General features: G+C 63.8%; 10 protein-coding genes and 1 tRNA gene. 4 read left to right on the top strand and 7 right to left on the bottom strand.

The features are described from left to right. The first annotated feature begins 69 nt into the window (after positions 1-69). A complete protein-coding gene (locus tag BLU04_RS00525; protein WP_093280866.1) occupies positions 70-2,664 on the top strand; it encodes a PEGA domain-containing protein in 2,595 nt (864 codons plus the stop codon). 87 nt (positions 2,665-2,751) lie between these two features. Here the strand turns inward: BLU04_RS00525 and BLU04_RS00530 are convergent, their stop codons facing one another. Continuing rightward, positions 2,752-3,681, bottom strand: coding sequence for a GYF domain-containing protein (locus BLU04_RS00530; protein WP_157894996.1), 930 nt, complete (start codon positions 3,679-3,681; stop codon positions 2,752-2,754). A gap of 58 nt (positions 3,682-3,739) precedes the next feature. Here BLU04_RS00530 and BLU04_RS00535 point away from each other — a divergent pair, with 58 nt between their 5' ends. Then, the gene (locus BLU04_RS00535; RefSeq protein WP_093280871.1) at positions 3,740-4,492 is read left to right on the top strand and encodes an ion transporter; all 753 of its coding nucleotides are present in this window, start codon (positions 3,740-3,742) and stop codon (positions 4,490-4,492) included. A 4-nt stretch (positions 4,493-4,496) separates the two neighbouring features. Here the strand turns inward: BLU04_RS00535 and BLU04_RS00540 are convergent, their stop codons facing one another. The 5 genes from BLU04_RS00540 to sufC all read right to left on the bottom strand — a co-directional run bounded on the left by BLU04_RS00540 (position 4,497) and on the right by sufC (position 9,983). Then, positions 4,497-5,483: an ATP-binding cassette domain-containing protein gene (locus BLU04_RS00540; protein WP_231964882.1), complete on the bottom strand. Its 987-nt coding sequence runs from the start codon at positions 5,481-5,483 to the stop codon at positions 4,497-4,499. A gap of 17 nt (positions 5,484-5,500) precedes the next feature. After that, the gene (sufT, locus tag BLU04_RS00545) at positions 5,501-6,055 is read right to left on the bottom strand and encodes a putative Fe-S cluster assembly protein SufT (protein ID WP_093280874.1); all 555 of its coding nucleotides are present in this window, start codon (positions 6,053-6,055) and stop codon (positions 5,501-5,503) included. 336 nt (positions 6,056-6,391) lie between these two features. After that, entirely contained in the window at positions 6,392-7,762 is a 1,371-nt protein-coding gene (gene sufD / locus BLU04_RS00550; protein WP_093280876.1) for a Fe-S cluster assembly protein SufD, read from the bottom strand. A gap of 30 nt (positions 7,763-7,792) precedes the next feature. Next, positions 7,793-9,220: a Fe-S cluster assembly protein SufB gene (gene sufB, locus BLU04_RS00555; protein ID WP_093280879.1), complete on the bottom strand. Its 1,428-nt coding sequence runs from the start codon at positions 9,218-9,220 to the stop codon at positions 7,793-7,795. 22 nt (positions 9,221-9,242) lie between these two features. Next, a complete protein-coding gene (sufC, locus tag BLU04_RS00560) occupies positions 9,243-9,983 on the bottom strand; it encodes a Fe-S cluster assembly ATPase SufC (RefSeq protein ID WP_093280881.1) in 741 nt (246 codons plus the stop codon). A gap of 231 nt (positions 9,984-10,214) precedes the next feature. Here sufC and BLU04_RS00565 point away from each other — a divergent pair. After that, positions 10,215-10,288: transfer RNA gene (locus tag BLU04_RS00565), tRNA-Pro, on the top strand. Positions 10,289-10,762: 474 nt separating this feature from the next. Here the strand turns inward: BLU04_RS00565 and BLU04_RS00570 are convergent. Next, positions 10,763-12,115: an MBL fold metallo-hydrolase gene (locus tag BLU04_RS00570; protein ID WP_197672986.1), complete on the bottom strand. Its 1,353-nt coding sequence runs from the start codon at positions 12,113-12,115 to the stop codon at positions 10,763-10,765. A 187-nt stretch (positions 12,116-12,302) separates the two neighbouring features. Between BLU04_RS00570 and BLU04_RS00575 the strand changes: the two genes are divergently transcribed. After that, complete coding sequence (locus BLU04_RS00575; RefSeq protein WP_093280886.1) at positions 12,303-13,316, top strand: DUF6268 family outer membrane beta-barrel protein; 1,014 nt, start codon at positions 12,303-12,305, stop codon at positions 13,314-13,316. Positions 13,317-13,327: the final 11 nt, after the last annotated feature.

The raw sequence follows: 13,327 nt of genomic DNA on the forward strand, positions 1-13,327 counted from the left end.
CATTCCCCGAGCGATTCCCTTGCCTAAAAACGCGACTTCCGATAAAACTTGGCCAGTCCCGCTCAAGCAATGGCCGACGAACCCGTCAAAACCCCACCCCCGGCACCGATCTCTCCGATCTCCCCGATCGCCGGTGCGCCGACGGCGTCGATTCCCATTTCCCCCCTCTCTCCCGTCAGCCCCCTGCGGCCCGTCAGCCCGGTCAGCCCCATTAGTCCTGTAAGTCCCTTAAGTCCGCTCAGCCCGGTCAGTCCCATCAATCCCCTTTCCGGCGCGGCCCCGGCGTCCCCCATCTCCCCGATCAGCCCGCCCGCCTCGCCGATCTCCCCCCTGGCCCGGGCCGCCGGGTCGGGCACCGGCGCTCCCGTCTCGCCGATCGCCCCGGTCTCTCCGATCGCCCCCTCCGCCCCCGTCACCCCCATCGCGGCCTCGACGCCGATCGCCGCGCCGATCTCCTCCGTCGCCGCCTACCAGGCCCCGATCCCCCTCTTCCGCGCCCCCAGCGCCGCCCAGCAGGAATCGGAGACCGGCCGCGCCTTCCCCGGCTACCGGGAATTCGTCCAAGTCCGCCAACGGGCCAACGAGCTCCAGAAGCGCCTCGACGGCCTCACCGCCGAGCTCTCCGACGCCCGGAAATCGCCCCCCTCCACGGCGCAGAAAGTCCACCTCCACCAGCTGAACAACTCCCTCCACCGCGCCGGCTACGAGCTCGACACGGTGCAGGAGGAATACCGCCGCCGCCTCACCGACCTCGTCGACGACGCCTCCGTCGACTGGATGCGGATGAAGAGCGTCTGGATCCAGAACGAGGACCAGATCTTCAACCTCCAGATGCTGCAGTCGAAGCTCGCCTTCCTGCGGCAGGGCTCCGACCAATTCGAGGCCCAGGACATCTTCGAGAACGTCGACAACCTCGACCAGGAACTCGACGCCTTCGCGAATTCCCACCTCGCCGCCGGGACCGTCCCCGACGATCCCCTCCAGCACTTCAGCCAGCAGATCACCCAGCTAAGCCGCATCCTCGTCAGCGCCCACGAGATCGCCACGGAGATCCCCGAATGGCGGCCCGTCCTCCAGGCCCCCCCGGCCAACGGCCTCTCGATCGAATGGCTGAAGGAGACCCTCGAGCGGATCGCCGAGGCGCTGAAGCAGATCCCGAACGACATCTCCGTCACCCGCCGCCTCCTCCCCTCCGGCAGCTGGCGGAAGGAATCGGACCTCCGGCCCGAGGTCTACGCCGTCGCCACCCTCCTCCATCCGACCGATCCGATCCACAACATCCAGGTCCGCGACGTCCTGATGTACCTCGACGACGACCTCGATTGCCGCCTCCGCAAGGCCCAGGTCAGCGAGCTGAAGAAGGACGAGGCCCGGTGCAAGGAATGGCTCGACGCCCACGCCCAGCACGTCCGCCTCATCGACAAGTCGAAGAGCCTCGCCAAGGAAGGCAACTACAAGAAGGCCGAGAAATTCGTCAAGCAGACCGACGCCATCTTCTCCGACCTCAACTACAACGCCTTCGAGGCCGAGGCGAAGCCGTGGAAGAGCGAGCTCGAATCGCTCGAGAAACGGCTCAACGCCCCCATCGAGGAAGCCCGCCGCCTCCTCGACGGCATCCTCAAGCGCATCTGGACCACCTTCGGGAACTTCAGCACCGTCCGCGACCTCCTCGCCTCCGCCAAGAAGACCGCCGACGAGGAAGCCAACACGCTGAAAAGCTTCGCCGGGACCGATTTCCACGAGGACGCCCAGGGCCCCCTCAAGCGCCTCCGGGAGCGGATCGCCGAACTCTCCGAACTCTACGACAATGCGCTCCGCACCGCGCGCATCCTCGTCATCGTCATCTTCGTCGGCCTCGCCGCCGTCATCGGCGGCCTCTTCGCCATCGTCTCCTACACGGTGAAGCTCAGCCTCGCCACCGTCCACATCCCGGTGAAGCAGGTCGATCCCGACGATCCGACGCCGACCGTCTCCTTCGGCAAGGACTCCGTCACCGCCTTCGACGCCAAGTTCATCGGCCTCCACGCCGGGGCCTACGCCCTCGACATCACCGCGCCGAACTACGAGCCCTACCACGAGGACCTCCTCGTGAAGCGCTCCCAGCACCTCGAGCACGCCCCCATCTTCCTCAATCCGATCAGCGGCTACCTCCGGCTGGAACCCGCCCCCGGCGGCTACACCTACGAGATCCGCCGCTCCAGCCAGGAACGGCTCCTCTCCTCCGCCACCCTCGCCGCCGACGACGCCGCCAACCTCAACCTCCGCCCCGGCCGCTACGACGTCACCTTCGTCCAGAAGGACGTCCGCTACAACCTCCCCCTCGACGTCACCGCGAAGACCGTCACCACCTACAGCCCCGACTTCCACTTCACCAAGCTCCACATCGCCAGCCAGCCCACCGGCGCCGTCGTCTCCGTCGACGGCAACCGCGTCGGCTTCACCCCCTACGACGGCAGCTACTCCCCCATCGAGCACAGCATCACCGTCGAGATGGAAGGCTTCGAGAAATACTACATCCCCCTCGTCCCGAAGAACGGCGAGCCCCAGACCTTCGACCTCGTCCTGCGCCGCATCAAGAAGGCCAAGGAAGAAGCCAAGCCCGCCAACGACGGCCCCATCCCGCAACAGATGCCGCAGCCGCAGGACCTGCCCGAGCAAAAGTAGGAGGCCTTCGGGACGGGGATGCCTCCCCTGCATCAGGGGAAGACGGAGAGGCGCTTCAAGCTTCCGAGGGGTTTGCCCCGGTCGATCTTACCCGTCGGAAAGCAGATCGTTCATCTCCTTTTCAAGCAGATCGAGGATGTGGTCGGCAGCGTTGTTTCCCTTCGCCGGCGTCGCCGTGTTGTAGCGAGTCTGGGGGTAATTCATCAACAGCAGCCGCTCGAGCTTGCTGATCCAGGAACGATGCCGCGGGATGATGATCCGCAGATGGGTCGCCTCCTCCAGCCAGACCTTGTGCCGATGCTCGTTCAGACGCCGTCCCAGATTCGACTCTCCCCCGCCCGCCTTGCCGATGTAGAGGTACTTCTTGTTCGCCTTGAAACAATAGCAGCCCGCCTCGTCGATGAGCTTCGCTTCGGTGAGCCATTGCTTGGCATCGGCATACTTCTCGTCGCAGTTGCTTCCCCTGAGCTTCCGCTGAATGTCGCAATCCTTCCACACCAGGGCCCGTATCCACTGGTCGTAGGTTCGATCCTTCTGCCAATAAGCCAAAATCGATTCATTCACCCGCGCCTTGATCAGCTTGGCCTGCTTGCGGGTCGTCTCATAGGCGGGATCGAGATCGATCGCCCTGATTTGGCTGATCAACGACTCCCGCTGGGCTTTCCAGAGCAAGTCGAGGTCGGCGCGGATGACCTTGAGCAGCTGATATTTGCTGAGATCCTTTTCGCCCTCTTCCTCCGCCTCGCCGTCGTCGTCGCTCCCCGCTTCGGCGATGGCCTGATGATCGACCGGACGTTCTTCATCGACAGGAGGCAGTTCGGGGATCGCCGCCGTCGTCATCTCCACCGTCTCCTCCGAAAACCGGACACTCCCCAACGGGATCCAATCCTTTTCCCCCGCGGGACAAACCTGCGTTTCGGGAGCCAGCTTTTGCGAAAGCAGGAGTTCTTTCATCTCCCTTTCGGAATGAGGCCCGTCGACCGTTTGTCCGTCTAGACAGTAAAAATATTCTTTCATAAGGAGGTTGGAGTTTCACGCTGGCAGCACAAACAGAGATAATGTATGGAGTACAATTATGATCCATCAAGCGAATAAGTCCGAGTTGACCAGGGAAGGCATCGGCTTCTTCGATCTTTTTGTTTTCCTCCTCTCGCTCTATGTCATTGCCGAGTTGGTCGCCGAAAGTCTTCTCGACCTCGACCGGGAACTTTTGAAGCTGCTCCAGAAAATCGATTTCGCCGTCTGCCTGATCTTTCTCTACGACTTTGCCCTCCGCTTCATCAAGGCCCCCAACAAGCTGAAGTTCATGCGCTGGGGATGGATCGATCTGGTGTCGAGCATCCCGGCCTGGAACGGCTTCTTCGTCGGCCGGGCGCTCCGCATTTTCCGCCTCCTGAGGTTGATCCGCGCCTATCGCTCGTTCCAATCCCTCATCAGCCATCTTTTCAAGAACGTCCCGCAAGGCACGCTGACCTCGCTGATCATCGTCACGTTTTTCCTCATCCTCTTCTCCTCGATCGCCGTTCTTTCCTTCGAGCGGGATTCCCCGGGATCGAATATTCGGAGCGCGGGCGATGCCTTGTGGTGGACGATGACGACGATCACCACGGTCGGCTACGGGGATCACTATCCCGTTTCGCTGGAAGGACGGATCGTCGCCGTGCTCCTCATGGTCGCGGGCGCGGGCATCTTCGGGACCTTCACCGCCGTCGTCTCCTCGATGTTCATCCGCACCCCGAAAAAAGTTCCCGCCGAAATCGAGGAACAATTAGTGGAGATCCGCCAGCTCCTGGAAGAACTGAAGGCGCAGAAGCAACAGAAGGGATGAGAAACTAAACCGCCTGCTCCGTGAACACCCGGCGGATGACTTCCTCGACGGGGACTTCCTCGATCGTGATGTCGTCGGGGCGGAGGTCGGTGAGGATGCGGGGGGTGATGGTGGTCAGTTCGGCGCGGGGGACGCGGAGGCGGAGCTGGGTCGGCTCCTGCTCCAGGACTTCGCCGTAGGCGGAGAGGTCGGCGGGGAGCGCGGGGGTGCCGTTCCAGCGGAGGCCGACGATCTTGTGGGAGGCGAAGCGGTCGGTGATGCCGCTGAGGTCGCCGTCGTAGAAGAGCTTGCCGTGGTCGATAATGAGGACGCGGCGGCAGAGCTCCTCGATATCCCGCATGTAGTGGGAGGTGAGGACGGTGGTGACTTTCTTTTCCTTCGCGTAGGCCCCGAGGAAGTCGCGGACTTTCTGGTGGGAGACGACGTCGAGGCCGATGGTCGGCTCGTCGAGGAAGAGGACGCGGGGCTCGTGGAGGAGGGCGGCGACGATCTCGAATTTCATCCGTTCCCCGAGGGAGAGCTCCCGGACCATGACGTGGAGCTTTTCCTTCACGCCGAGCCAGTCGACCAGCTCGTCGAGGACCCGCTTCGAGCGGACGGGATCGAGGCCGTAGAGGGACCGGTTCAGGTTGAGCGATTCGAGGGCGGGGAGGTCCCACCAGAGCTGGTTCTTCTGCCCCATGACGAGGGCGAACTGGCGGCGGAAGGCGTCCTTCCGTTCCCACGGGCGGTAGCCGAGGATGCGGGCCTCGCCCGAGGTGGGATGGAGGAGGCCGGAGAGCATCTTCAGCACGGTGGTCTTCCCCGCGCCGTTGGGGCCGAGGAAGCCGACGAGTTCCCCTTCCTCGATGTTGAAGGTGACGGTGTCGGCGGCGCGGGTTTCCTCGAAGCGGCGCCGGTAGAGGCCGCGCAAGGCCCCGAGGAAGCCGGGCTCCTTGTGGTAGGTGCGGTAGACCTTCGTGAGGCCGCTGACCTCGATGATGGGGGGCATGGGCGGGACTCTGATCGTCAGATCAGGCCAAGCTGCATTTTGCCGACTTCGCTGATCATCCCCTGGTTCCACGGCGGGCTCCAGACGAGGTCGACCTGGGCGTTGGCGATGCCGGGAAGATCGAGGATCTTCTGCCGGGCGTCGCCCGCGATGACGGGGCCCATGCCGCAGCCAGGGGCGGTGAGGGTCATCTGGATGACGACCTTGTGCTTCCCTTCGTCGGCCCCTTCGGAGAGCTTCTCGATCTTGCAATCGTAGACGAGGCCGAGGTCGACGATGTTGACGGGGATCTCGGGATCGAAGACGAGGCGGAGCTGCTTGAAGACGGTCTCCTCGTCGATGACGCAGGGCTCGCCACTCTCGGCGGCGGCGGCGGGGACTTCCTTCCCGAGGGCGTCGCCGTCCTTCGCGTCGATGCGGACGAGGTAGGCGTCGGCGAAGAGGACGGTGTAGGAGCCGCCGAGCGACTGGGTGATGACGACAGAGCCGCCCGCGGGCAGTTCCATCGGGTCGCCACTGGGGATCTTCACCGCGCGGACGGCGCGGGACAGGATGATCTTTTCTTCGCTCATGAGGGGAGAAGGATAACGCGGGATAGAGCGGGTGGCAAACACCGAAGAGGCGATACGCTCTCCCAATAGGAGTCTGGGCGTATTGGCCCCGTCTCTCCCTATCGCTCGTATCCTCGGGCGTACCGGAACCATCCGATTTTAATCCAGTGAGAAGACGAGGCGCCGCCAAAGCGCGTCCGCCTAGTTCAGGCCCTCAGAGGGGGAGGTTCCAGGAGGGGCAAAGCCCCTCTTGGGCTATAAAGCGGGTCGCCTCCAGCTGTACAGGGTTGACCGCGCCAGCCCCGAAGGGCCGCCCCGCTCCCCCCCCGCATTCAGGGAAGCGCCCCGCCTGCCAGATCAAGCCGCCCGATCGTACTTCTTCTCGATCAACTCGTGCAGTTCCTCCGAGAGCGCCGCATCGCCAAGGCGGTGCAATACCTCATCGAAGAACCCAAGAACGAACAAACGACGCGCGATGGAAAGCGGAATCCCACGCTGGGCCATGTAGAAGACTTCCTCCCCCCGGATCGGCCCGCCCGTCGAGCCGTGGGTGCAGCGGACGTCGTTCGCCTCGATCTGCAAGCCGGGAAGCGAATTCGCCTCGGCCCCCTCGCTCAGGAGGAGGTTCGGATTGCTCTGGTAGGCATCGGTCTGCTGCGCGCCGGGGTCGACGGCGATCATCCCGGCGAAGACGGTCTTCGCGGTGTCGGCCAAGGCGTTCTTGTAGAGGAGGTCGCTGGTGGTGTGGTCGGCGACGTGTTCCTGGTAGGTCCGCTGGTCGAAGATCTGCGTCCCGGTGGCGGCGGTGAGGGAGAGCATGTCGCTCCGGCTTCCGGCGCCGAGCATCCGGCTCTTGTTCTCGACGCGGGAGTAGGCCCCGCCGAGGTTGAGGGCGAAGCTGAGGGCCGAGCCGTCCCGCTCGACGGCGGTCGAGCCGGTCTGGAAGGAGCGGACGGCCTCGTCGAAGTTCTGGATGGCGATGGAGCGGATCTTCGCGCCGGTCGCGGCATGGAGGTCGACGGAGCCGACGCTGAAGCCGCCCTTGGCCGCGGTTAGGGAGCCGTAGTGGACGACGATCTCGGCCTTGCTGTTCGCCTCGGCGACGACGAGGGTGTGGGGGAAGATGGCGGCGCCCGACTCGCCGATCCAGTGGTGGACCTCGACGGGGGCGGCGATCTCGACCCCCTTGGGGATGTAGAGGAAGGCCCCGGCGCGGCAGTAGGCGCGGTGGAGGGCCTCGAACTTCGCCCCGCCCAGCGTCGTGGCGTGGGTCATGAAGTACTTCTCGACGAGGGCCGAGTGGGTCTTCAGGGCCTCGGAGAAGGGGAGGAAGATCACGCCCTGGGAGAGGAGCTCGCCCGGGAGGGCGCGGAAGAAGAGCTGCTCGTCATTGGCGAAGGCGAGGGCGGCGACGGCCTTCGACTTGGCGGCGCGGGCGAGGAGGCGGTCTTTCGCCTCCTGGCGGGCGGCGGCGGAGAGGGGGACCCCGGCGGTGTAGCCGTCGAGGGTCAGCTTCGTCGTGTCGGTGAAGCGCCACGCCTCGTCCTTCCGCTTCGGCATGGGGAGGGCGGCGAAGCGGTTCCACGCCTCCTGCTGGCCGACGCGCCACCACTGGGGAAGGCCCGCCACGGTGGCGGCTTCGAAGTCGGGGGCGGTCGTGATCGGCTGGGGGGCGGAGGGGAAGGCTTGCACTGCGCTATCGCACGGTTCTGAGACAGTCTGGGACATGGGGAAGGGAAGAGGAAGGACAGGCGGAACTTAGCCGACGGAACCTTCCATTTCGAGTTCGATGAGGCGCTTCAGCTCGACGCTGTATTCGAGCGGGAACTGCTGGACGAGGTCGTTGACGAAGCCGTTCACGGCAAGGCTCATCGCGGCCGCCTCGGAGAGGCCTCGCTGCTGCATGTAGAAGATCTGCTCGGCGTTGACCTTGCTGACGCTCGCCTCGTGCTGGACGGAGTTGCCGTCGCCCTTGATGGTGATCGCGGGGTAGGTGTCGGTCCGGGAGTTGGTGTTGATCAGGAGGGCGTCGCACTCGGTGTTGTTCTTGCAACCCTTGAGGTGCGAGGGCATGTGGACCTGGCCCCGGTAGCTGGAGCGGCCCTTGCCGACGCTGATGCTCTTCGCGACGATGGAGCTGGTGGTGTCGTCGGCCTGGTGGATCATCTTCGCGCCGGTGTCCTGGTGCTGGCCGTCGTTGGCCAGGGCGATGCTGATGACCTCGCCGCGGGCGCGCTTCCCCTTCATGACGACGCCGGGGTACTTCATCGTGAGGCGGGAACCGATGTTGCAGTCGATCCACTTCACCTCGGCGTCCTCCATCGCGATGCCGCGCTTGGTGACGAGGTTGAAGACGTTGGCGCTCCAGTTCTGGACGGTGATGTACTGGATCTTCGCGCCCTTCAGCGCGACGAGCTCGACGACGGCGCTGTGGAGCGTCGCGGTCTCGAACTTCGGGGCGGTGCAGCCCTCCATGTAGACGACCTCGGCCCCCTCGTCGGCGATGATGAGGGTCCGCTCGAACTGGCCGAAGTTCTCCGCGTTGATGCGGAAGTAGGCCTGGAGCGGGTGGCTGACCTTCACGCCCGGGGGGACGTAGATGAAGGAGCCGCCGCTGAAGACGGCGCTGTTCAGCGCGGCGAACTTGTTGTCGCCGGTCGGGATGACCTTGCCGAACCACTTCTTGAAGATCTCGGGGTGCTTCTGGAGGCCCTCGGTGCTGCCGACGAAGATGACGCCCTGCTCGCCGACGGCGGCCTTGATGTTGGAATAGGCGGCCTCGCTGTCGAACTGGGCCTCGACGCCGGCGAGGAACTTCCGCTCCTGCTCGGGGATGCCGAGGCGCTCGAAGGTGTTCTTGATGTCGTCGGGGACGTCTTCCCACGACCGCTTCGGCTGCTGGCCCTGGGAGAGGTAGTAGCGGATCTTGTCGAAGTCGATCGCCTCGAGGTCCTTCGTCGCCCAATGGGTCGGCATCGGCATCTCCTGGAAGGTCTTCAGCGCCTTCTTGCGGAATTCGCGGATCCAGTCGGGATCGCCCTTCACGTCGGAGATGTAGTCGACGGTCTTCTCGGAAAGGCCGACCCCCGCGTCGAAGGCGTAATCCATCTTGTAATGGAAATCGCCGACGCCCCGCCCGAGATCGAAATCGACTTCGGGTTTGAGTTCTTCAGTTTCGGTGGCCATGGGGGTGGTTCGGTGGAGGGAATTAGACCGCGGCGAGTTCGCCGTAGCCTTCTTTTTCGAGCTTCTTCGCGAGTTCCTTGTCGCCCGTCTGGACGATGCGGCCGCCCGCGAGGATGTGGACCTTGTCCGGCACGATGTAATCGAGCAGGCGCTGGTAGTGGGTGATGACGAGGATGCCGAGGCTGGGGCCGCGGAGTGCGTTGACGCCGTTGGAGACGATGCGGAGGGCGTCGATGTCGAGGCCGGAGTCGGTCTCGTCGAGGATCGCGTAGGCCGGTTCGAGCATCGCCATCTGGAGGATCTCGTTCTTCTTCTTCTCGCCGCCGGAGAACCCTTCGTTCACGTTGCGGGCGGTGAGATCCTTCGGCATCTCGAGGAGGGCCATCTTCTCGCGGATCTTCTTGTAAAACGCGACGGCGTCGATGTCCTCGCCCTCGGGGAGGCGGGCCTGGAGGGCGGCGCGGATGAAGGTCGCGATGGAGACCCCGGCGATCTCGCTCGGATACTGGAAGGCCATGAAGAGGCCCTTCCGGGCGCGGACGTCGGGCTCGAGTTCGAGGATGTTCTCGCCGTCGAGGAGGACCTCGCCGCCGGTGACGGTGTAATCGGGATGGCCGGCGATGATTTTCGCCAGGGTGCTCTTGCCCGCGCCGTTCGGCCCCATGATGGCGTGGACCTCGCCCTTGGGGACTTCGAGGTTCAGGCCGCGAAGGATTTCCCGATCCCCGATCGAGGCGTGCAAGTCTTTAATGATCAAACTCATATTGAAAGTGGTCTATCCTACCCCACCGGGGGAGGGAGCGCAATCGCTCTATCCACATGAGGATCAAGAACTCCGGTTCTTTTGGCAACTTCTTTTGGTGGCTTTTGTCTCTTTCTTGCGGTTTACGGTCTTTCTTTGGCCGTATCCCAGCCTTGCTTCAAAGGGGGGACCGATAAAACATTGCCTCCCTGTCCGCCCCCCCCCATCATCCCATTCCCCGATGGGGCGTAACGGAGCGTAGCTCAGTCTGGTAGAGTGCTAGCTTTGGGAGCTAGATGTCGCAGGTTCGAATCCTGTCGCTCCGACGCCCGACCGACGGGGCTAGAAGCGAAAAGCTCATCCCGCCGGAGGCCCAATTCGGATGGCGGAGGGGTCCACGGGGCCGCAATCCTGTCGCTCCGGGCGGTACCAAGGACTCGCGAAGTTATGGGTAATGCCCTTCGGGACTGGACACAGACCCTGTACAGCTGGATGTAACCCGCACGTATTAGACGACGCAAGAGGGGCTTCGCCCCTCCTGGACTCGCCTCCCGGCCCTGCAGTTTCCCCTGACGAACAAGTGTCGCTACCGCGACGCAGTCCCCGTCTGATCGGCCCGAACTGTTGGAAGTGATACCGCATTAGGCCGTCCGCTTCGGGGAGAGAGTGTCCGCTAGATCCCCTATCCGCTTGGGAGAAATTACGCGTCCGCATGCCGACGGAACCGAAGCGGCCATCCCCCCAAACAAAAAGCCGCGCCCCTCTCGGGGCGCGGCTTTTTTTGCGAAACCTCCAACCGATCAAACCTCGATCGTTTCCCCGGCGGGGGGGATGACGACCTGGATCTCGGGGCGGAGGGTGTTGATCTGGCCCTTGAACCAGGCGAGGGCTTCGGGGTCTCCGTGGACGAGCATGCAGACGCGGGGGTTGACCCGGAGGATGTAGTCGAGGATGTCTTCGCGGAGGGCGTGGGAGGTGAGGTCGAAGTGCTTCACCTTGCAGTTCACCTGCTGCTCGCCCGCGAGGGATTCGAGGACGACGTAGTCGCCCTTCGGCGTGGCGAGGAGGCGTCCGGCGGGGGACTCCGTGTCGCAGTAGCCGACGAAGAAGATCGAGTTCTTCTCGTTCTCGAGGAACTTCTGGCCGAGGGTGTTGGAGAGGGTCTTCTCGGTCATCATCCCGGAGGAGATGAGGTAGAGGTCGCCCTTGCGGGGCTTGAAGTTGCGGACGCGCTTGCCGTCCATGACCTCGGGCATGCCGTGGTTCAGGAGCTTCAGGTCGGGGTGGAAGCGGGTGGAGCGTTTCGCGAGCTTGTCGTAGATCGCGGAGAAGTTCTTCCCGAGGCCGCCGATGAAGATGGGGCGCTTGCCGATGCGGCCCTTCTGGAGCTGGAGGTAGACTTCGGCGAGGAATTCCTGGGTCTTGCCCATCGCGAAGATCGGGATGAGGACGGAGCCGCCGTTCTCGAAGGTTTCCTCGATCTCCTTCACGAGCTTCTCGATGACGACGGAGCGGTCTTCCTTCTTCGGGGAGGCGCCCTTCGTGGTCTCGGTGATGAGGACGTCGATCTTCTCCGTGGGGAAGGAGGCGGCCTTCATCAGGGTCTGGTCGGTGAAGTTGATGTCGCCGGTGTAGAAGATGCGGCGGCCGCGGTGGTTCAGGAGGACGCCGACGGAGCCGAGGATGTGGCCCGCGTCGTAGAAGGCGAAGGTGAGCGGATCGTTCTTCGGCTTGGCCTGGCCGTGGAAGGAGTAGGGCTTCTCCAGGCCACAGGAACGCCACCGCTGGACGAGTTGGGCGAGTTCCCCGTGGGTGAAGAGGGGGTATTCGGGAATGTTATACTCGTCCCGCTGCTTGATCATGACCTCGACCGAGTTATGGAGGAGGGGATCGGCAAGGAAGTAGCTCCCCTCGCTCATGAAGACGGGGACGTCGGAGTGCTCCCGCATGGCCAGGGGGAGGGCCCCGACGTGATCATGGTGGGAGTGGGTGAGGAAGATGCCCTTGATGTTCTTACCCCGGGAAGGGGCGAAATTCGGGGTTCCGCGATTGCCGTCGAGGCGGGGATGCATACCCGCATCGAGGATCACGCAGCCGTCGTCTCCGAAGTCAGCGAGGTAAGAATTGGCTCCAATCTCATTGGAGCGGGTCATGTTAGTAAAACGCACAGGGGGAGGAGCAAAGCATAGACTTTGCGGAAGTGTCGAGACATTCAATCCGGGGAGGTCTCCCACCTCGGGAACATAAGGTAGAAACTACATAATCAACTAGAATTAACAAATTGACTCGTGAATCAAAACCGTTAGCGTGGGACCCCAAATCGCAAAAGCCTCGCCTGCCATGAAGACGCCCACCCTCTCCGCGCTCGCCTTATTCACCCTCGTCGCCGCCGCGCCGCTCCTCCGCGCCCAGTCGAACCTCGAAGACATCTCGACGACGCCGGTTCCCGCCGCCGCCGAGGCCGCCGCGCTCGACCCGGAGAAAGAGCCGTCGAAGAAAAGCCAGGACAGCAAGGGGATCGCCTTCCTCCCCCCGAAGAGCGGGATCCGCCAGGAACTCTCCCTCGATTACGGCTACGCGGCCGGATCGGACCTGAAGAAATCGGGGGCGAGCGGCTCCCTCCAGGAACAGTCGAGCCACTTCGCCTATAACCTGACCGTCCCGCTCGATGCGAAATGGACGACCCGCTTCGGCATCGCCGAGAGCCGCATCGACTTCGGCCGCCCGGGCGGTTCCCCCCTCCCCCAGAATCTGCAGACGACGACACTGAGCCTCGGCGCGCAATACAAGATCGACGACCATTGGGCCGCCTTCGGCGCGATCGCCCCGCGCCTCAGCCTGATCGACGGCTGGGACCGGATCAACTCCCAGGAGGTCCAGTTCGGCGGGGCCGTCGGCGCGGTCTATATCGTGAACCGCGACCTCGTCTTCACGATGGGCCTCGGCATCAATCCGGGGAACGAGGATCTGCCGGTGATGCCCCTCGTCGGCGTCCATTGGGTCTTCGCGAAGGATTGGACCCTCGACCTCGGCATCCCCCGGACGGCCCTCAGCTACCAGATCCTCCCGAAGCTGAAGTTGATTCCCGTCATGGTCGGCTTCGACGGCGGGACGTTCCACACGAGCAAGACCTACGGCAATGCCTTCGGCCAGCCCGGACTGAACGACAAGAAGCTCCAATACACCGAGGTCCGCGTCGGCAGCGGGGCGAGCTATGCGTTCCTGCCGAACCTGAGCCTCGATCTGACCGGGGGCGTGATCGCCTACCGGAAGTTTGATTTCAAGGACGGCGGGTATAGCCCCCAGGCCGATCCGGCGCCTTACGCGCAGATCGGGTTGAAGCTCGGGTTCTAAGGGGTCGCGAA

It is taken from the genome of Verrucomicrobium sp. GAS474, from assembly GCF_900105685.1.
Classification (GTDB): domain Bacteria; phylum Verrucomicrobiota; class Verrucomicrobiia; order Methylacidiphilales; family GAS474; genus GAS474.

Bases quoted from the DNA above. Each gene is read 5' to 3' on its own strand.
- sufB (WP_093280879.1), bottom strand. From the start codon at position 9,220: ATGGCCACCGAAACTGAAGAACTCAAACCCGAAGTCGATTTCGATCTC.
- BLU04_RS00540 (WP_231964882.1), bottom strand. From the start codon at position 5,483: ATGCCCCCCATCATCGAGGTCAGCGGCCTCACGAAGGTCTACCGCACC.
- sufC (WP_093280881.1), bottom strand. From the start codon at position 9,983: ATGAGTTTGATCATTAAAGACTTGCACGCCTCGATCGGGGATCGGGAA.
- sufD (WP_093280876.1), bottom strand. From the start codon at position 7,762: ATGTCCCAGACTGTCTCAGAACCGTGCGATAGCGCAGTGCAAGCCTTC.
- BLU04_RS00570 (WP_197672986.1), bottom strand. From the start codon at position 12,115: ATGACCCGCTCCAATGAGATTGGAGCCAATTCTTACCTCGCTGACTTC.
- BLU04_RS00530 (WP_157894996.1), bottom strand. From the start codon at position 3,681: ATGAAAGAATATTTTTACTGTCTAGACGGACAAACGGTCGACGGGCCT.
- BLU04_RS00575 (WP_093280886.1), top strand. From the start codon at position 12,303: ATGAAGACGCCCACCCTCTCCGCGCTCGCCTTATTCACCCTCGTCGCC.
- BLU04_RS00525 (WP_093280866.1), top strand. From the start codon at position 70: ATGGCCGACGAACCCGTCAAAACCCCACCCCCGGCACCGATCTCTCCG.
- sufT (WP_093280874.1), bottom strand. From the start codon at position 6,055: ATGAGCGAAGAAAAGATCATCCTGTCCCGCGCCGTCCGCGCGGTGAAG.
- BLU04_RS00535 (WP_093280871.1), top strand. From the start codon at position 3,740: ATGATCCATCAAGCGAATAAGTCCGAGTTGACCAGGGAAGGCATCGGC.